The 17,902-nt window shown below is 62.4% G+C and carries 16 protein-coding genes; 9 read left to right on the forward strand and 7 right to left on the reverse strand.

The window, feature by feature from the left end; genetic code table 11:
• Window positions 1–55 precede the first annotated feature (55 nt).
• Entirely contained in the window at window positions 56–838 is a 783-nt protein-coding gene (locus OCV80_RS12615) for a helix-turn-helix domain-containing protein (protein WP_136891280.1), read from the forward strand.
• A gap of 77 nt (window positions 839–915) precedes the next feature.
• Here OCV80_RS12615 and eno read toward each other — a convergent pair whose 3' ends face one another.
• The 4 genes from eno to OCV80_RS12635 form a co-directional block, all read right to left on the reverse strand.
• Window positions 916–2,217 carry a phosphopyruvate hydratase gene (eno, locus tag OCV80_RS12620; RefSeq protein WP_021750793.1) on the reverse strand — a complete coding sequence of 434 codons (1,302 nt, stop codon included), beginning with the start codon at window positions 2,215–2,217 and terminating at the stop codon, window positions 916–918.
• Between the two features lie 158 nt (window positions 2,218–2,375).
• Window positions 2,376–3,020 carry a GNAT family N-acetyltransferase gene (locus OCV80_RS12625; protein WP_036627997.1) on the reverse strand — a complete coding sequence of 215 codons (645 nt, stop codon included), beginning with the start codon at window positions 3,018–3,020 and terminating at the stop codon, window positions 2,376–2,378.
• 179 nt (window positions 3,021–3,199) lie between these two features.
• The gene (locus OCV80_RS12630) at window positions 3,200–5,323 is read right to left on the reverse strand and encodes a sodium-translocating pyrophosphatase (RefSeq protein WP_021750796.1); all 2,124 of its coding nucleotides are present in this window, start codon (window positions 5,321–5,323) and stop codon (window positions 3,200–3,202) included.
• Between the two features lie 298 nt (window positions 5,324–5,621).
• Window positions 5,622–6,269, reverse strand: coding sequence for a hypothetical protein (locus tag OCV80_RS12635; protein ID WP_267288446.1), 648 nt, complete (start codon window positions 6,267–6,269; stop codon window positions 5,622–5,624).
• A 769-nt stretch (window positions 6,270–7,038) separates the two neighbouring features.
• Here OCV80_RS12635 and OCV80_RS12640 point away from each other — a divergent pair.
• Entirely contained in the window at window positions 7,039–7,899 is an 861-nt protein-coding gene (locus tag OCV80_RS12640; RefSeq protein WP_025545452.1) for a metallophosphoesterase, read from the forward strand.
• Here the strand turns inward: OCV80_RS12640 and OCV80_RS12645 are convergent.
• Entirely contained in the window at window positions 7,896–8,081 is a 186-nt protein-coding gene (locus tag OCV80_RS12645; protein ID WP_119311818.1) for a hypothetical protein, read from the reverse strand. The genes OCV80_RS12640 and OCV80_RS12645 overlap by 4 nt on opposite strands.
• 105 nt (window positions 8,082–8,186) lie before the next feature.
• Here OCV80_RS12645 and OCV80_RS12650 point away from each other — a divergent pair, with 105 nt between their 5' ends.
• Both OCV80_RS12650 and mnmG read left to right on the forward strand, forming a co-directional pair.
• Window positions 8,187–8,399, forward strand: a complete 213-nt coding sequence (locus OCV80_RS12650; protein WP_119311819.1) for a helix-turn-helix domain-containing protein — start codon at window positions 8,187–8,189, stop codon at window positions 8,397–8,399.
• 15 nt (window positions 8,400–8,414) lie between these two features.
• Window positions 8,415–10,280: a tRNA uridine-5-carboxymethylaminomethyl(34) synthesis enzyme MnmG gene (gene mnmG, locus OCV80_RS12655; RefSeq protein WP_119311820.1), complete on the forward strand. Its 1,866-nt coding sequence runs from the start codon at window positions 8,415–8,417 to the stop codon at window positions 10,278–10,280.
• Here the strand turns inward: mnmG and OCV80_RS12660 are convergent.
• Window positions 10,265–10,513, reverse strand: a complete 249-nt coding sequence (locus OCV80_RS12660) for a hypothetical protein (protein WP_021750806.1) — start codon at window positions 10,511–10,513, stop codon at window positions 10,265–10,267. The two genes, mnmG and OCV80_RS12660, sit on opposite strands and share 16 nt — an antisense overlap.
• Before the next feature lie 82 nt (window positions 10,514–10,595).
• Between OCV80_RS12660 and OCV80_RS12665 the strand changes: the two genes are divergently transcribed.
• The 4 genes from OCV80_RS12665 (at window position 10,596) to OCV80_RS12680 (ending at window position 13,626) form a co-directional block, all read left to right on the forward strand.
• Window positions 10,596–10,817, forward strand: a complete 222-nt coding sequence (locus OCV80_RS12665) for a helix-turn-helix domain-containing protein (protein WP_267288447.1) — start codon at window positions 10,596–10,598, stop codon at window positions 10,815–10,817.
• Window positions 10,818–10,884: 67 nt separating this feature from the next.
• A complete protein-coding gene (locus tag OCV80_RS12670) occupies window positions 10,885–11,559 on the forward strand; it encodes a cyclase family protein (protein ID WP_021750808.1) in 675 nt (224 codons plus the stop codon).
• Entirely contained in the window at window positions 11,556–12,884 is a 1,329-nt protein-coding gene (locus OCV80_RS12675; protein ID WP_021750809.1) for a Mur ligase family protein, read from the forward strand. Before OCV80_RS12670 ends, OCV80_RS12675 begins: the two co-directional genes overlap by 4 nt.
• Before the next feature lie 4 nt (window positions 12,885–12,888).
• The gene (locus OCV80_RS12680) at window positions 12,889–13,626 is read left to right on the forward strand and encodes a type 1 glutamine amidotransferase (RefSeq protein ID WP_136891283.1); all 738 of its coding nucleotides are present in this window, start codon (window positions 12,889–12,891) and stop codon (window positions 13,624–13,626) included.
• A 180-nt stretch (window positions 13,627–13,806) separates the two neighbouring features.
• Here OCV80_RS12680 and OCV80_RS12685 read toward each other — a convergent pair whose 3' ends face one another.
• Complete coding sequence (locus OCV80_RS12685; RefSeq protein WP_158629763.1) at window positions 13,807–15,810, reverse strand: sulfatase-like hydrolase/transferase; 2,004 nt, start codon at window positions 15,808–15,810, stop codon at window positions 13,807–13,809.
• Between the two features lie 230 nt (window positions 15,811–16,040).
• On the opposite strand from OCV80_RS12685, the gene OCV80_RS12690 reads away from it, so the two are divergent.
• Window positions 16,041–17,759: a hypothetical protein gene (locus tag OCV80_RS12690; RefSeq protein WP_136891285.1), complete on the forward strand. Its 1,719-nt coding sequence runs from the start codon at window positions 16,041–16,043 to the stop codon at window positions 17,757–17,759.
• The last annotated feature ends 143 nt before the right edge of the window (window positions 17,760–17,902 follow it).

The following is a 17,902-nucleotide window of genomic DNA, read 5'->3' on the forward strand; positions in this document are numbered from 1 at the left end:
CAATCCCGCCGCCCTCTGCTATGATGGTCGCAGAATTGAAGCGGGAGGCGAGACCATGACCTTGGGAGAACGGCTGATTCAGCTGCGGGCAAAAGCAGGGCTCAGTCAGGATACCCTGGCGGAGCAGCTGGGAGTATCCCGGCAGTCTGTCAGCAAGTGGGAAAACGACGCCAGCGTACCGGATTTGGAGAAGTTGGTGAAACTGAGTGGAGTGTTCGGCGTATCTCTGGATGAACTGGTGAAGGGAGAGGTCCCGGATTCGGCGGCCCCCGCCGTAAAGGCCGGCGTGACGGCAGAGGAACTTCGGCTCCACCGGCAGAGGCTGGTGGGGATCGCGTTTTTTCTTTCCGCCGTGGTGCTCTATTCCTATGCGCTAACCGGGCCAATCGCGGTGTGGCCGCTACTCATGTGCGGAACCGCCTGTTTGTTCCGCAGGAAGTTTTTAGCCATCATCTGCAGCTGGGGTGTATGGCTGGCGCTTTTTTCGATTTTTGGCCCCAGTTTGATGTGGCTTCCTTCCGGCAACTCTGTCACCTGGATGGCCGCCTTCTGGCTGACCATTGCGTTGTTGTTCCTGACGGTTCAAACCATTCGCCGTCCCCCGCCCGTCCCTGTTTGCTGGCTGCTTCTGGTCGCCTTTGCGCTCCAATATGCCGGTACCCGCAGCATTTGGACGTCCATCCATCGTCCGGGTCTGCTCCAGTTCTTTCTGCTTCGTCCTGGTGGAAAGTTCCTGATACTGTATTGGTTGGTGATGCTTCTTCTGGTGTCCGTCCATACCATACGAGAATTCGTTGTTTCCCACCGGCATTCCACCGGGAATCTATCCAAATCGTAAATTTTTTTGCAATAATTCCTTTTCGTATTAAAAACAAAGCCGCCCTGTCGGGCGGCTTTGCGCTTTGCTTTCGCTGCTTACTTCAGGTTGAAGAACGCCTTCATGCCAGGATACTGCGCCACGTCGCCCAGCTCCTCCTCGATGCGGAGCAGCTGGTTGTACTTAGCCACCCGGTCGGTGCGGCTGGGGGCGCCGGTCTTGATCTGGCCCGCGTTGACGGCCACGGCGATGTCGGCGATGGTGGCGTCCTCGGTCTCGCCGGAGCGGTGGGACACGATGGCGGTGTAGCCGGCCCGGTTGGCCATCTGGATGGCGTCCAGGGTCTCGGTCAGGGTGCCGATCTGGTTGACCTTGATAAGGATGGCGTTGCCCACCTGCTTCTCAATGCCGGTGGCCAGACGCTCCACGTTGGTGACGAACAGGTCGTCGCCCACCAGCTGGACCCGATCGCCGATGGCCTTGGTCAGCATGGCCCAGCCCTCCCAGTCGGTCTCGGCCATGCCGTCCTCCAGGGAGATGATGGGATAGTTGTCGGCAAACTTCTTCCACATGTTCACCAGCTGCTGCTGGGTCAGCTTCTTGCCGGACTTGGGCTGGACATAGCACTTCTGCTCCTCGTCCCACCACTCGGAGGAGGCGGCGTCGATGGCGATCTTGAAGTCCTCGCCGGGCTTGTAGCCCGCGGCCTCGATGGCCTGGACAATGACCTTCAGGGCGTCCTCATCCTTCTTCAGATTGGGGGCGTAGCCGCCCTCGTCGCCCACACCGGCAGCGGGAGTGCCGTTCTCCTTCAGCACAGCCTTCAGGGCGTGAAACACTTCGGCACAGCGGCGCAGGGCCTCCCGGAAGGAGGGGGCGGAGACAGGCATAATCATGAACTCCTGGATCTCCACATTGTTGGTGGCGTGGGCGCCGCCGTTGAGGATGTTCATCATAGGCACGGGCAGCTGCTTGGCGTTGACGCCGCCGATATAGCTGTACAGGCTGGCGCCCAGGCTCTCGGCCGCCGCCTTGGCGCAGGCCAGGGACGCGCCCAGGATGGCGTTGGCACCCAGGCGAGACTTGTTGGGGGTGCCGTCCAGGTCGATCAGGGCCTTGTCGATGGAGGTCTGATCCAGGACATTCATGCCGATCAGGCACTCGGCGATCTCGGTGTTGACGTTCTCCACAGCCTTTTCCACGCCCTTGCCGTTGTAGCGGCCCTTGTCGCCGTCCCGCAGCTCGCAGGCCTCATAGATACCGGTGGAAGCGCCGGAGGGCACGGCGGCGCGGCCCATGGTGCCGTCCTCCAAATAGACCTCCACTTCCACAGTGGGGTTGCCCCGGCTGTCTAGGATCTCCCGGCCCAGGACGTCGACAATCTCAATGATCTGCTTCATAGAACTCGTACTCCTTTATTAAAATTATAAGACAGAATCATGCGGGCGCGTTCCTCCCAAGGGAGGGCCCACCAGGGATTTCCGGTGCTATTATATCGGTAATCGTTTACTCTGTCAAGCAAACCGGATATTTCCAGTGAAAAAAGTGCGCACTCCTGTCACAGAAGGACGGCGCTGCTGAGAATCTCAAAGGCCTCCTGACAGGGCAGGCGCTTTTTCTCCATGGGCGGCAGGCTGTCGTCAAACCGGCGGGCTTCCGCTTCGTCAAACACAAACGCCGGGCTCTGGCGGTATATCCAGCTTTTTCCCGCCAGGGTGCCGGGCTCCAGTTCCTTCACCAGCATCGCGGCGGGATACGTCCCGTCCTCCAGATGGACCCGGTGCTTTTTGCAGCTTTGGAAGCCGCGGCCCACGTAGTTGTTGGGATCGCCGAAGATCACAATAGCCTCGTACCCCATGGCGGACGCCCGCCGGAAGGACTCCTCCATCAGCAGCCTGCCATAGCCCCGGCGCTGCAGTCCCGGTCGGATACAGACTGGTCCAAAGGTCAGGATGCCCTTCTCCTTCCCTGCCTCGTCCACCAGTGTGCTCTTCGTGTACATGATATTGCCGACCACACGGCCGTCCAGCTCCAGCACCAGGTCCAACTCCGGCAGAAAATCCGGGTGGGGCCGGATGGCGTGGGCCAGGTAGTGCTCCGTGCATCCTGGCGTGTAGAGGTTGTAAAACGCCTGCCGGATGATGTCCTCCACCTGCTGGTAATCGCTCACCCGCTCCGGGCGGATCGTGATGTTCTTCTCCATATCGGTTCCTCCCTGCATGAATTGGCGCCCTGCGGGCGCAGTCTGCACAGCTTGTCCTGCTCTCTATTATATGTCTCTTTCGGCTGCACGCAATGGTGGGCAGTGATTTTTTTCGTCCGGAGTGAAAGCTGGCGCGAAAAAGCGCCTCCCGCAAAAGCGGGAGGCGCCGAATCGAAAACTCACAGGAGGTTCATCAGGTTGAAGCTCAGGATCAGGCCGGAGAACACGATGGACACCGTGGAGCACAGCTTGATGAGGATATTCAGGGACGGGCCGGAGGTGTCCTTGAAGGGGTCGCCCACCGTATCGCCCACGACGGCGGCCTTGTGGCACTCGGAGCCCTTGCCGCCGTGGTGGCCGCCCTCAATATACTTCTTGGCGTTGTCCCAGGCACCGCCGGCGTTGGACATGAACACCGCCATGGCAAAGCCGGTGACGGACACGCCGCCCAGCAGGCCCACCACGCCGGTGGGGCCCAGCACCAGGCCGGTAGCCAGAGGCACGATGATGGCCAGCAGGGCCGGCACCACCATCTCATGCAGGGCGCCCTTGGTGCACAGGGACACGCAGGAGGCATAGTCCGGGTCTGCCTTGTACTCCATGATGCCCGCGATCTCCTTGAACTGGCGGCGGACCTCCACCACGATGGACTGGGCCGCCTTCTGCACCGCGCTCATGGTGAAGGCGGAGAAGACGAAGGTCAGCATGGCGCCGATGAACATGCCCACCAGCACCGTGGGGCTGGTCAGGGTGAAGTTCAGCATCTCCTCCGTGTTCTCCTGGACGATGTTCACGTAGCTGACCAGCAGGGCCAGGGCTGTCAGGGAGGCGGAGCCGATGGCGAAGCCCTTGCCGGTGGCGGCGGTGGTGTTGCCCAGAGAGTCCAGTGCGTCGGTCCGCTCCCGGACGCTCTCCGGCAGGCCGCTCATCTCCGCGATGCCGCCGGCGTTATCTGCCACGGGGCCGTAGGCGTCCGTAGCCAGGGTGATGCCCAGGGTGGACAGCATACCCACGCCGGCGATGCCGATGCCGTACAGGCCCTGGTTGAAGGCCGCAGTAAAGGCGCCGGCCTCATCCACGATCTCCATGCTGCCGCCGGCGGCGAAGTAGCTGACCAGCACCGCAGCCGCCACGATCAGGATGGAGGTCAGAGTGGACTTCAGACCCAGGGAGATGCCGCCGATGATGATGGTGGCGGAGCCGGTCTCGGAGGCGGCCGCCAGCTCCTGAGTGGGCTTATAGGTATCAGAGGTGTAATACTCGGTGAAGTAGCCGATGGCGCAGCCGCCGATCAGACCGCAGAGGATGGCCACATAAACGCCCATGTGCCCATCCAGAATGAAATAGGTCAGGGGCGCCGCCAGGATGGCGGAGAGAACAGCGGCGGTGTAAGTGCCGGTCCGCAGGCTCTTCAGCAGGGACTGCTGGGTGGCGTTCTCCTTAGTCTTCACCAGGAAGGAGCCGATGATGGAGCAGATGATGCCGCACACGGCCAGGGCCACGGGCAGCAGCAGGCCGCCCCAGCCGTAGCCGCCCACAGCGCCCAAGGCGAAGGTTGCCAGGATAGAGCCCACATAGCTCTCATACAGGTCCGCGCCCATGCCGGCCACATCGCCCACGTTGTCGCCCACATTGTCGGCGATGGTGGCGGGGTTCCGGGGATCGTCCTCGGGGATTCCGGCCTCAACTTTGCCCACCAGGTCGGCGCCCACGTCGGCGGCCTTGGTGTAGATGCCGCCGCCCACACGGGCGAACAGAGCCATGAAGGAGGCGCCCATGCCGTTCATCACCATGATATTGCCCAGGGACACCGGATCATTGATGCCGAAGGCATAGCGCAGCAGGAAAAACCAGATCGTGATGTCCAGCATTCCCAGGCCCACCACGGTGAAGCCCATGACGGAACCGGAGGAGAACGCCACCCGCAGGCCCTTGTTCAGGCTCTCGGAGGCCGCCTGGGCCGTCCGGGCATTGGAGTTTGTGGCGATCTTCATGCCGATGAAGCCCGCCAGCATGGACCAGATGCCGCCGGTGAGGAACGCGAAGGGGGTGAACTGCGAGAGCATCTTCCCGCCGGAACCGAAAGCAATAATCAGCAGGAGGATGAACACCACCAGAAACACCTTGAACACTGTGGTGTACTGGTGCTTCAGATAGGCGTTTGCGCCCTCACGGATGGAGGCGGCGATCTTCCGCATCTTCTCGTTCCCCTCCGAGAAGGACATCACGCGGCTGCGCTGCAGCCACGCGAAGAGCAGTGCGATAGCCGCCCCGACAAATCCGATCCAGAAAAGGTCTTCCATGTTTCTCCGCTCCTTTGCAGTTGTATTTGTATACGGTACGTATATTTTAACATAGCCCGGAAATTTTTCAAGAAAATATTAGGTAATTTTGCGTGCAGACAGCTACGTTTTCGCGTTTTCCACAAAGTTCCTGTTTTTTGGCTCCCACTTTTCATTCATTTGGGCAGATTGCCTCTTTACAGGACGCCTGACCTGAAATCCGGCGAATTTTTTTGTGAAAAATGCCCTCAAACCGCAGTCTGAGGGCCGTATACAGCAATATGGTTCTGATTTTGAGCTGCAACCCATCCAGCTCTGCTCAATAGATCAAGTGGAAATCGGTGAAGACCCAGCGGTCTTCCAGAAATTCATAGGGGAATGCATAGGACTCCACCCCTGTCACGGTAGAGCCGCCGTCTGCCAGCAGATCCACCTCTACTATGACAGAGTATCCCGCCTGGCCGTACGGCTTGATCTGGATGTCCGCCTGACCCTTGGACTCGTCCCGCTCCCGGCTGGTAGGCAGAACATACAGGGCCCCGTCCACATCCTGATACAGGGGATGGGCTCCGCCGGAGGCCAGCAGCGCATCCACCAGCTCCTCTGAAAACAGGCCCCGCAGATAGGCCCGCAGGTCTGCCAGATTTTCCATGCCCGGGTACTCCACCGGATAGTAAAGCCAGCCGTCTATGGTCTGCGTCTTCTCTCCGCAGGGCAGCGTCTCCAGGCTGAACCAGCCGTACGCCTCCTCCGCCCGGAAATAGGCCGCCTGGATCTCCTCGTCTGTCAGGGGACGGGCCTGACCCTCCAGCCTGACGGCGGACAGACCGCCCTCCGCATCCGGTGCAGGGGCCTCCGCAAAAACGGAAGGCGCTTCTCCCGCCGCCCCCTCGTCCGCGGCGGGCCCGCCGCACCCGGCCAGCGCCCACAGCGCCAGTGCCAGAAACAGCACGCTCCACCTCTTCATAGCTTCCTCTCTCCTTCTCCCAAACGGGCCGCCGGCACTGCGGGGCCCACAGCCGCAAGGCTCTCCTCTCTGGTATCAGCGTATCACAGTTTTCAGAAAAATGCCATTCATTTTTTTACTTTTTTCCGTTTTTTCGACAGTTTTTTTGAAAAAGCCGCAAAAATGCCGCCCGGAACATTCCAGGCGGCAGAGGAGATCGGTCTCCCCGGGGAACTGCATATCGTCAGCGGAGCGAAACACATCCGCGGAAACTGTCAAGCGCCGGGCCGAAAAAAGAAAAATCCACGCCTCCGGCGTGGCTCTCCATCGGATTCCGTTCTCACCGCTCGCTGTGCTTCCAGCCGGCGTCCGTAAAGATCAGGTCGTCCACATCGTCGAGATCCCGCCAATTCCAATTCATCATACTGCTCCCTCCTTTCTCTCTGAGGATTACAGAATTCAGTATAGCAGGGTGGGCAGCCGTCTGCAAGGGCAGGAATATACAGTTTACATAAAATTTTTGCAAAGTTTTTGTGCAGGATTCTTCTCCCAGTAGGCTGAAACCATACGGAAGCCACCCGCCATTTCCGTCTTCTTTGTGTATTTTTCCACTCGTCATGTCCATACTATTTATGGTATAATAGCCGCGAAGCGGCTATTATACTGGCCGGGCATCTGCTCCGCGCCTGCGGAGGCGCCTTTTTGCAGCGCCCGCGCTTCCTACATTTGGATTTGCTTTTTCCACGTCTCGGACGTGCTGCGTTCCGCGGCGGAGGAGGCCGCGTTCACCATGCCCAAGCATCCCAAGCGCCGCACCCGGCGGAACCTGGCCGTGCTGGCCCTGTCCGCCCTGTGCCTGGCCGGATTTCTCTACTGGGACAACACCGCTCTGCAGGTGACCCGGTTTGACCCTGTCTTTTCCGATCTGCCCGCCGGTTTTGATGGCTGCCGGATCGTGGTCCTCAGCGACCTCCACGGCGCCTCGTTCGGTGCGCACAACGCGGACCTGCTGGCGGCTGTGGCCGCGGAGCAGCCGGAGTACATCTTTTTTCTGGGGGATCTGGAGGACAAGTACCGGGGGCCGGAGGACGGCTACCCGGCGGAGACCGCCCGGGGACTTTCTGCCATTGCCCCCACCTACTACGTCACCGGCAACCACGAGTGGGCCGTGGGCGGAGTGCCGGCGCTGAAGGAAATCCTCACCGCCAACGGCGTCACGGTGTTGTCCAACCAATTCGTGCCCCTGGAGCGGAACGGGGACACCATTGTCCTGGCGGGCATCGACGATCCCAACGGCTACGCCGACCAGAAGACGCCGGAGGAGCTGGCCGCCGAGGTCTACGCCGCCTGCGGCGACCCCTTCTGGATCCTGTTGGCCCACCGGAACAACCGGTTTGCGCGCCAGTACAGCCTGCTGGGGGCGGATCTGGTGTGCTCCGGCCATGCCCACGGCGGCATCGTCCGCCTGCCCGGGACGGACGGGCTGTTCTCCCATGACCTGGACCTGTTTCCCTCCTATACCGCCGGGCTGTATGAAGAAAACGGCTCCGTGCTGTTCGTCACCCGGGGCCTGGGGAATTCCGGGCCCTCCTTCCGGGTGTTCAACCGCCCGGAAATCGCTGTGCTGACGCTGCGCCGGGCGGAGGGCTAGTTCCGGCGGCAGGCTTCCGAGAGCCGCAGGCCCAGGGCAAGGCCCTGGCAAAAGCAGAACAGCCCATAGCCCCGGACCGGGTCCTCCCGCAGATACTCCGGCCACTGGCCTGAGTCCGGAGCCGGGACCCAGGCGAGGAAGAGTTCTTCCATGATATCGGGGATATGATACGAGTTATCCATCAAAGCCGCCTCCCATGAAGAATGGGTAAATCTATATTTGCACATTCGAATGTATCTTTTATTACCGTATCACACATTCGAATGTATGTCAAGAGGAGGCCCAATATGTTTGCTGATAAAATTCGAGTCCTTCGTAAAGAGAAAAAGCTGACCCAGGCAGAAGTCGCCAAGGAGGTCGGCCTGTCCGCCCGGGGCTATCAGGACCTGGAGCTGGGCGCCAAGCCGGGCTTTGATAATCTGCTCCACATCGCGGACTTCTACGATGTGTCCGTGGACTGGCTGATGGGCCGCACGGACAATCCCCATGCACACCGATGAAAGGATTTCCACCTTATGACTGAATTCCTCGCCGGACAATTTGATATCGCCGTGATCGGCGCGGGCCACGCCGGGATCGAGGCGGCGCTGGCCGCCGCCCGGCTGGGGATGGAGACCATCGTCTTTACCATCAACCTGGATGCGGTGGGCAACATGCCCTGCAACCCCGCTATCGGCGGCACCGGCAAGGGCCATCTGGTCCGGGAGCTGGACGCCCTGGGGGGCGAGATGGCGAAGGCCGCCGACGCGTGCTGCATCCAGTACCGGCTGCTGAACAAGGGAAAGGGCCCCGCCGTCTGGTCCCTCCGGGCCCAGGCGGACCGGCGGCGTTATCAGGAGTACATGAAGCACACCCTGGAGCAGCAGGACCATCTGACGGTCCGCCAGGGCGAGGTGGTGGAGGTCCGCACGGAGAACGGCGCGGTTTCCGCCGTGGTGCTGGCCACCGGGGCGGTGTTCTCCGTGAAGGCCGTGATCCTGGCCACCGGCACATATCTGGCGGGCCGCACCATCGTGGGCGAGTGCGTGGAGGAATCCGGCCCCGACGGGATGCACGCCGCCGGACGGCTGACGGACTCCCTGCTGAAGCTGGGCCTGCCCCTGCGGCGGTTCAAGACTGGCACCCCGCCCCGGGTCAACGCCAGGAGCGTGGACTTTGACGAGATGGAGCTCCAGCCCGGCGACGCCCTGCCGGTCCCCTTTTCATACGGCACCCAATCCCCGCCGGAGAATCGGGCGGTCTGCTGGCTCACCTGGACCACGGAGGAGACGCTCCGGATCGTCCGGGAGAATCTGGACCGGGCGCCCATGTACTCCGGCGTCATCGAGGGGGTGGGCCCCCGCTACTGCCCCTCCTTTGAGACCAAGGTGGTCCGGTTCCCGGACAAGCTCCGCCACCAGCTGTTTGTGGAGCCCATGGGCCTCAACACTGAAGAATTGTACATCCAGGGCTTCTCCTCCTCCATGCCGGAGGAGGTGCAGATCCGGATGCTCCGCAGCGTGCCGGGCCTGCGCCATGCTGTGATGACCCGGCCTGCCTACGCCATCGAATACGACTGCATCGACCCCCTGGCCCTGCGGCCCACCCTGGAGTGCAAGGCTGTGCCGGGCCTGTACGGTGCCGGGCAGTTCAACGGTTCCTCCGGGTACGAGGAGGCGGCGGTCCAGGGCTTTGCGGCCGGGGTCAACGCCGTGCGGAAGCTGCGGGGCGAGTGCGATTTCATCCTCTCCCGGTCGGAGAGCTACATCGGCACCCTCATCGACGATCTCGTCACCAAGGGCACCAACGAGCCCTACCGGATGATGACCTCCCGCAGCGAGTACCGCCTGCTCCTCCGGCAGGACAACGCCGACCAGCGGCTGACCCGCCGGGGGTACGACATCGGCCTGGTGCCGGAGGCGCGTCTGCGGGCCGTGGAGGCAAAGTACGACGCCGTGGCCCGGGAGATCGCCCGGCTGACCCACACCGGCGTCTCCCCCTCCCCCGCCCTGGCTGCGTTTTTGGCGGAAAAGGGCACGGCGGACGCCCCGGACGGCTGTCCCCTGGTTGCCCTGCTGCGGCGGCCCCAGCTCACCTACGCGGACCTGGCCCCCTTCGACCCGGACCGGCCGGACCTGCCGGCAGACGTGGCGGAGCAGGTGGAGATCAGCGTGAAGTACGAGGGGTACATCCAGCGCCAGCAGAAACAGGTGGAGGACTTCCAAAAAATGGAGCGGCGGCGCCTGCCGCCGGATCTGGACTATTCCTCCATCCAGGGGCTGCGGCTGGAGGCCCGTGAAAAGCTGAACGCCGTCCGCCCGGCGGACCTGGGGCAGGCCTCCCGGATCTCCGGCGTCAGCCCTGCCGACGTGACGGCGCTGATGATCTATCTGGAGCGGTAGTGCGGCGCCTGCCCCTGCTCCACTCCCAGGGCCAGGCCCAGCTGGAGGCCTCTGGCAAAGGCCGCGGTACACCATTGGAGACGCAGGCCCGCCACCTGGTCGAACAGGCCGAGGCGGATGTCCTCCGGCGCGGCGGCCAGCACCTCCTCCAGCACATGGTCCTGGAAGAGCGGCTCCTGGCACAGCGCCGCCTCTGCGTACTCGTCGTAGAGCCATTCGTAAATTTCTTTCACAAGCGCCCTCCTTTCACGATATTATATATCGTGTTTATTGTAACACGAGATCTTGTATCAGTCAATAGAAAGGGACCCCTCTATGGATGTGATTCTGCCTATTTTTTCCCAGCGCCTGAAGCAGCTGCGCAGGGACCGCAAGATCACGCAGAAGGCGATGGCCGAGCTGCTTGGAAAAACCGAGCGCCATTATCAGGCAATCGAGGCCGGATGCATCAACGTCCCCGCCACACAGCTGATCTTTTTGGCCAGATATTTTCAAACAAGCGTGGACTACCTGCTGGGCCTCTCGGACCAGCGGTAACGCGCTCTCCCAGAACTTAGAAAAAGCACCATGCCCCGCCGCATGGAAGGAAAGGAAGCTCCCGCCCATGATTATCGACCTGACCCACACCATCACGCCGGAGATGCCCATGTATCCCGGCTCCGCCGCCCCCTCCATCAAGCCCACCGGCTCCCTGACCCGGGACGGGTTCCGGGAGACCCAGTTGACCATCGCCTCCCACACCGGTACCCACATGGACGCCCCGTCCCACATGCTTCCCCGGGGCTCCACGCTGGAGGTGCTGCCCGCCTCCCAGTTCTGCGGCCGGGCCGTGGTGCTGGACGTGTCGGACCTGCCGCCCCGGAGCGTCATCACCGCCGACTACCTCCGGGAGCAGAACGGGACCATCCGCTCGGCGGATTTCGTGCTGTTCTACACCGGCTGGGAGCGGAAGTGGGGCACCGGCGCCTATTATGACGACGATTTCCCCGTGCCGGACCAGGAGGCGGCCAAATATCTGGTTTCCTGCGGCCTCAAGGGCGTGGGGACCGACGCCCTCAGCGTGGACACCCTGCGGGATCAGCAGTTCCTGGCCCACAAAACTCTGCTGGACGGCGGTCTGGTGATCCTGGAGAGCCTGTGCCTGAAAAAGGTCGTGGGGCGCACCGACCTGATGCTTTTCGCACTGCCCCTGAAATTTGAGAACGCCGACGGCGCGCCGGTGCGCGCCATCGCGGAATTCCGGGACTTCCCGGAGGAAAAGGAGATGGAGGCGCTTTGAGAAAGTTTCTGGCCATCCTGGTGTGCAAGCTGGGCCGCGCCGTGGGCAAGCTGGTGGGCAAGGGCAGCTCTATGCCCGGCAAATTCGCCCTGAAGATCTGCCCCGATATCCTCGCCCGGGTCCAGCTGCCCAGCCACATCATCGCCGTCACCGGCTCCAACGGCAAAACCTCCACCGTGGAGATGATCGCCGCCATCCTGCGGGCCGGGGGCAAAACCGTGGTCTACAATGAAGAGGGCTCCAACCAGATCGAGGGCGTCACCACGCTGGTGCTGACCCACGCGTCTCTCACGGGCCGGGTGCGGGCGGATGTGCTGCTGATCGAGTCCGACGAGCGGTACGCAGCCCAGAGCTTCCGCTACTTCCACCCCACGGAGTTCGTCATCACCAATCTCTACCGGGACCAGCTGACCCGGAACGGCCATCCGGAGTGGGTGTATGACGCCATTCTCCCGGCCCTCCATCCGGAGACGGAGCTGATCCTGAACGCCGACGATCCCCTGTCCAGCTGCTTTGCCCGGGGACGGGACAGGGTGAAGTGGTTCGGCCTGGACCGCTGCCCCTCCGACACCGCGTCCCCCACCGGCGTGTACCACGACGGGGCCTGCTGTCCGGTGTGCCATGCCCCCATGGAATATGACTACGTCCACTACAACCACATCGGCGCTTTCCGCTGCACGAAATGCGGCCATCACAAGCCCGCCACGGACTACACCGCCACGGCGCTGGACCTGGGCCGGGGCACCCTGACCATCGACAGCTCCATCACCATCCAGCTGGCCTTCCGCAGCATCTACAACGTCTACAACATCCTGGCGGCCTATGCCGCCTGCCGGGAGTGCGGCGTGGCGGCGGACACCGCCGCCGGGGTCATCAACAACTACATCCTGAAGAACGGACGGATGCAGAAATTCACCCTGGGGGAGCACCGGGGGATGCTGCTGACCAGCAAGCATGAGAACTCCATCGCCTACGACACGAACCTCCGCTACATCCGCGCCGCCCAGGAGCCCTGCACCGTCCTGGTGATCGTGGACGCGGTGAGCCGGAAGTACTTCACCAGCGAGACCAGCTGGCTGTGGGACATCGACTTCGACCAGCTGAACGCCCCCCAGGTGCAGCGGATCATCCTCTCCGGCCGGTATTGCAACGATCTGGCGGAGCGGTTCTCCTTCACGGACATTCCCCGGGAAAAGGTCACGGTCCAGGCGGACATCCCCGCCGCGGCGGCGGAGCTGAAGGCGGACGGCAGTGAAAACGTATACGTGGTCACCTGCTTCTCGGACCGGGACAAGATTCTCTCCCAGGTGGTAAAGGAGGCGTGAGGACATGGAACTGAAGATCATCCACTTTTATCCGGATCTCATGAGCCTTTACGGCAGCTATGCCAATGTGTCCGTCCTGCGGCGGTATCTGGAGGCCCTGGGCTGCGCCGTCACGGTGCAGGCCGTCATCCCGGGGGAGGGCGCGGACATCACCGGCGCCGACTTTCTCTTCATGGGGGCCGGCACGGAGCGGGCCCAGCGGTTTGCGGCGGAGGACTTCGCCCGGTACGGCGCGGCGGTGAAGGCCGCAGCGGAGGACGGCACCGCCATGCTGTTCGCCGGCACAGCTATGGAGCTCTTAGGCGCCTCTGTCACCGACAGGGACGGGGACACGTATCCCGGCATCGGTCTGGCCTCTTTCACCACGGTCCAGGGCAAGCGGCGGATCGTAGGGGATGTGTACGGCGTTACAGCCCTGTTTCCGGAGGCCGTGGTAGGCTTCATGAACAAGTGCGGCCAAATCCGCGGCGTGGAGGCGCCGCTGCTCACCGGTCTCTCTCTAGGCTTCGGCAATGAGGCGGAGAAGGGCCCGGAGGGCTTCCACTGGAAGAACGTGTTCGCCTCTGAGCTCACCGGGCCAGTTCTGGTAAAGAACCCCCGGCTGCTGGAGGCTGTGGCGGACGCCATCTGTACCCGGCGGGGCATTTCCCTGCCAGAGGAGCGGCCGTCCTTCCCCTATGCAGAGGCGGGCTACGCCATCACAGCAGAGCAGTTGAAGCTGCGGGCCGAGGCCCGGCAGTGATTGCAGGGAGAATCCGCCAGGACGGCCGCCTGTGGGCGGCCGTCCTGTTTTTTGCAGAGGCCCGCCGGGGCCGTGCGCATCCAACTCCAGCCACAGACTGACGCAGGGAAGCGCGACCATGGGGGACATTGCCCGGAAAACGGACCGGGGAGCGGTTGCAAGCCGCTCCCCGGTCTTATTTTATTCCGTATTGCTTAAAACCTCATTGTGCTTATCCACCACGCTGATCTCCAAATCCCGGTAATCCGCGGTGTTCGGCTCCTCCGTCACCCGCAGCAGCCAGGGGGCCTCATACTCCGTATCCAGCAGCTGCCCATTCTGTGTCACCACACAGTAAGGTGTAAAATTCTCTCCCAGGATGAACCAGTCCCCCGCCCGCTGCTCCATACCGGTGATCTCGATGGGCACCATGCCCATCTCCATCTCCGTGGGTCTGTAGCGGGCCTCGCCCTCATAGCAGTATCCTTTTCCATAGAGGGCGTCATATTGCAGCATCCGCAGGTCCGCCCGGTATGTAGGCTCCTCCCGGCAGGTCTGCTGGAAGGCGGTCATCAGCCCGGTGGTGATGCCCAGGCGGCCCAGCACAGCGGCGGAGAGCTGATAGGCCGCCAGGGGCTCGTCCTGCTGTTCCAGCCCAAAGTTGTCCCAGATGATGTACTCTGTGCGGTAGAGGCTGCTGCTCTCCATGTTCTCGGCCTCCAGCCCCAGCGCCGGCAGGTGGTCGCCGTAGAGCACCAGCACCGTCCGCTCGTCCCGGGCCTCCAGCTCCTGGATCAGATCCCCCACAAAGGCGTCCATCTCATGAATCTGGTTCACATAATACTCCAAAGCCCAGCGGTACGCCTCATCGGGGCACGCTTCCACCGTGACGGCCGGGTCCTCCAGCTCCGGCTCCATGGGGTATTTGCCGTGGCCCTGCACAGAGACCGTGAACACCAGATCCGCCTGGTCCTCCGTCACATCCAGCGCCTGGAGGATCTGGTCCTTCAGCACGCCGTCCTTAGCCCAGTTGGTGGGCGTCTTCTCCACCGCAGGCATATACTCCAGGGCGGTAAAATCATCAAAGCCCAGATTGGGATAGACCTCGTTCCGGCTGTAAAAGGCCGCCCGGTGATTGTGGATGGCATGGGTCGCGTAGCCGTTTTCCTTCAGGTCGTAGGCCACAGACTCCACGGTCTGATCCTTCAGGCAGGTCTGGAAGGGGTACTCCCCGGGTCCGAAGAACCGGCTGCTCATACCGGTAAGCACCTCGAACTCTGTATTGGCTGTGCCCGCGCCCACCACCGGCACCGTCAGATAGCCGGAGGAATACGCTTCCTTCAGCGCCGTCCAGTTGGGCACCGGATCCTCCGACAGCTCCAGGCCCTGGATCATGGATGGATCAATATAGGACTCCAGCTGGATGAAGATCACATTCACATCCGTCTGCGGATCGGCGGAGAGCGCCGCCGTCTTCTCCTCCACCGACCGGACAATATCCGCCACCGCCTTCTGGCTGTAATTGGCCGGGCGGCGGATCCCCCGGTTCAGCCAGGTCTGCAGGAAGCAGTAGGAAAAGCCGTAGTCCTCGTAGGCAAAGGCCAGGTTGGCAAACTGGTCTGACAGGTTGCCTGTGAAAAAGGCCAGGGCGCATCCGCCGCCCATCAGGGCGCCGGAGACCGCCATCGCTCCGATGCCGGTGAGAATCCGGGTCCGCAGCGGACAGCTGCTGCGGGGCCCCTTCCAGAACAGCAGCACCAGCCCTGCGGCCACCAGCACCAGCGCCGCGATCAGCAGAATGATGTAGCCGGTGGAGAGATAGTTGGGGACCGTGTCCAGCCCCGTTTCAAACACCGTCAGATCCGCCACGGTGAAGGGCGTCATACGGTTGAGGAGGATGAACCCGTTCACGCCGCCGCAGATCAGCCACAAGAAGGACACCAATGCGCACCAGAACGCCCGCCGCCGCAGAAAAAAGGCGGGGCAGAGCGTCAGCAGTACAATCAGGAAATTCACCAGAAATGCCAGCGGTTCCTCCGTCATAAAGCGCCAAAAGCTGGCGGGCCCATCTGTGAAGCTCTTGTGATTGAACAGCTCCACCACGACGGTGACCGCTAAAGCCAGCAGCGGAAGATACAGGAACGCTCTGCGTTCCTGTCGATGCCGTTCGGCATCCGCGGCCGCCGGCGGCAATGTCTGTTGCATCGGAATGACCTTCTTTCTTTTCATAGATTTTTTATTATAGCGCCTTTCCCTCTGCAATTCCATGAATTTTTTGCGAACTTTTTTCTTTTTCTTTTCTAAAATTTCATCTGATTTTGAAGAAAGTCTCCCTGCTCCATCGTATTGGAAACTGCGGCGGAAACCTCTTGACAGGCGGCCCCGTTTGTATTATTGTACTATCGTAATAGTACATTGAGAGGAGCGGATTTCATTTGCAGCAGCGATCCAAGTTCATTCAAAGAACCAGCGCTCTGGCGCTGGCGGCGGTCCTGGCACTCGGCATGGGTGTTCAGGCGGCCGGACCGGGCGCATCCACAGTGGATGACCGGCGGGAGGACCTGACCATATTTTATGAGACGCTGAAAGACAGCCATCCGGATCTTTTTGCCAACACGCCGGAGGAGACCTTCCTGGCCCGCAAAGCAGAGCTTACAGAGCATCTGGACAGCGCAAGCGACGTAGAATTTCTCTTCGGCTTGCAGAGTCTGGCCGCGCTTGTGGGCGACTCCCACACCAGCGTCCAGGTGGCGGACAGCGTGGTGGACCAGCTGAATGCCTATCCCATGGTGCTGTCCTGGCGGGACGGGCACTGGTACCTGACCACAGTTCCGGCTGAGGAACAGGATCTGCTGGGCGCGGAGGTCACCGCCATAGGCGGCCGCTCTATGGCAGAGGTGGTGAAGACCTTTGGCCGCGTGCTCAGTGCCGACAACCCGGTGAAGCTGCGGCGGCAGTACCGGCAGGTGTGCAATGTGGCGGATTACTACGCCTATCTGGGTCTGGCAAAGGCGGGTGAGCCTCTGGCCCTCACCCTGGCTGACGGCAAGACCGTCTCCATCGCTCCCATGCCCTACCTCTCCCTGGGAGAGGCGGAAATTGTCCAGCTAGGCGCTGAGGTGCCCCAGCCCGCCACTGCCCGCCAGAAGTGCAATTACTGCGCACTTCCGCTGAGCGGGCAGGTCTACTATATCCAGTACAACGTCTGCCAGGAGGACCCGGCGCTGCCCATGGAGGGCTTTGCCGCCCAGGTGCAGGCGGACCTGGAGGCCGGAAGTTACAGCCGCGTTCTCGTGGACCTGCGGAACAACGGCGGCGGGTCAGACGGCGTAATCTGGCCTCTGCTGTCCGTCCTGCGGCAGGAGATGGATGATGGGACCGAGGTGGTGGGACTCATCGGAGAGGCCACCTTCTCCTCTGCCATCATCAATGCCGTAGAGCTGCAGGAAATGGGCATCCCGCTGGTGGGAGAGCCTGCCAGCGGCAGCGTGGACCACTTTGGCTCCGCCAGTGGCTTTTCTCTGCCCAACTCCGGCATCCAGATTGGTGTCTCCTCCAAATACATCGACCTGGGCACCCTGCTGGACGCCGACGCCGGACGGGGCGTGGAGTCTCTGGAGCCGGATATCGCCGTTCCCCAAACCATGGCGGATACCCTGGCGGGCAGAGACACCGCTGTGGAGTGGCTGCTGGCCCATCCGGAGACGCTGGAACAGCGGGAATACCCGGATGCGCCGCTCACCCGGGGGCGGTTCGTGGGGCAGCTGTATGCTGCGGCCGGGTCCCCTGCCGCAGCGGCGGAGGCCGGTTTCCAGGATCTGCTGGGCATCGAGTGGTTCCTGCCGGCGGTGAACTGGGCCGCGGAGACCGGCGTCACCGGCGGTACGGCGGAGGGCGCCTTTGCGGCCGCCCGGCACCTCACCTGGCAGGAAGCCGCCGTCTTTCTCGTCCGCACTGCGGAGGCCCTGGGGCTGGAGCCGGAGGCTGTCCGCACCGCGCCTCTGCCCGATGCGCTGGCGGAGGGTGCCTGGGACCAAACCGCTCTGGAACTGGCCTGGGAATGGGGCCTGCTTCCGGAAGACGCGGGCAGCGCCGCCGAAATCGCTCGGGTCCAGGGCGGGGCCATGGCGGATACCTTTGCGGCCCTGCTGTAACCCCACGAATCGTCTGACCAGAAACAGCCCCCGGACGCTGCGGCGTCCGGGGGCTGTCTCAACCTCTCTGACGGCGGTGTGCCGCTGTTCTCTGACGGGCTGTCTTCCAGGCGCACGTCCCGGCAGAGAAAAGGACCGCGGGA

Origin of the sequence: Oscillibacter acetigenes (assembly GCF_025567605.1) — a bacterium.
Taxonomy (GTDB): Bacteria; Bacillota; Clostridia; order Oscillospirales; family Oscillospiraceae; genus Oscillibacter; species Oscillibacter welbionis.

What these genes read in the sequence shown, in the direction of transcription:
- mnmG (WP_119311820.1), top strand. Translation starts at nt 8,415, where the DNA reads ATGACTGAATTCCTCGCCGGACAATTTGATATCGCCGTGATCGGCGCG.
- OCV80_RS12680 (WP_136891283.1), top strand. Translation starts at nt 12,889, where the DNA reads ATGGAACTGAAGATCATCCACTTTTATCCGGATCTCATGAGCCTTTAC.
- eno (WP_021750793.1), bottom strand. Translation starts at nt 2,217, where the DNA reads ATGAAGCAGATCATTGAGATTGTCGACGTCCTGGGCCGGGAGATCCTA.
- OCV80_RS12615 (WP_136891280.1), top strand. Translation starts at nt 56, where the DNA reads ATGACCTTGGGAGAACGGCTGATTCAGCTGCGGGCAAAAGCAGGGCTC.
- OCV80_RS12645 (WP_119311818.1), bottom strand. Translation starts at nt 8,081, where the DNA reads ATGGATAACTCGTATCATATCCCCGATATCATGGAAGAACTCTTCCTC.
- OCV80_RS12665 (WP_267288447.1), top strand. Translation starts at nt 10,596, where the DNA reads ATGGATGTGATTCTGCCTATTTTTTCCCAGCGCCTGAAGCAGCTGCGC.
- OCV80_RS12650 (WP_119311819.1), top strand. Translation starts at nt 8,187, where the DNA reads ATGTTTGCTGATAAAATTCGAGTCCTTCGTAAAGAGAAAAAGCTGACC.
- OCV80_RS12640 (WP_025545452.1), top strand. Translation starts at nt 7,039, where the DNA reads ATGCCCAAGCATCCCAAGCGCCGCACCCGGCGGAACCTGGCCGTGCTG.
- OCV80_RS12685 (WP_158629763.1), bottom strand. Translation starts at nt 15,810, where the DNA reads ATGCAACAGACATTGCCGCCGGCGGCCGCGGATGCCGAACGGCATCGA.
- OCV80_RS12670 (WP_021750808.1), top strand. Translation starts at nt 10,885, where the DNA reads ATGATTATCGACCTGACCCACACCATCACGCCGGAGATGCCCATGTAT.
- OCV80_RS12630 (WP_021750796.1), bottom strand. Translation starts at nt 5,323, where the DNA reads ATGGAAGACCTTTTCTGGATCGGATTTGTCGGGGCGGCTATCGCACTG.
- OCV80_RS12635 (WP_267288446.1), bottom strand. Translation starts at nt 6,269, where the DNA reads ATGAAGAGGTGGAGCGTGCTGTTTCTGGCACTGGCGCTGTGGGCGCTG.
- OCV80_RS12625 (WP_036627997.1), bottom strand. Translation starts at nt 3,020, where the DNA reads ATGGAGAAGAACATCACGATCCGCCCGGAGCGGGTGAGCGATTACCAG.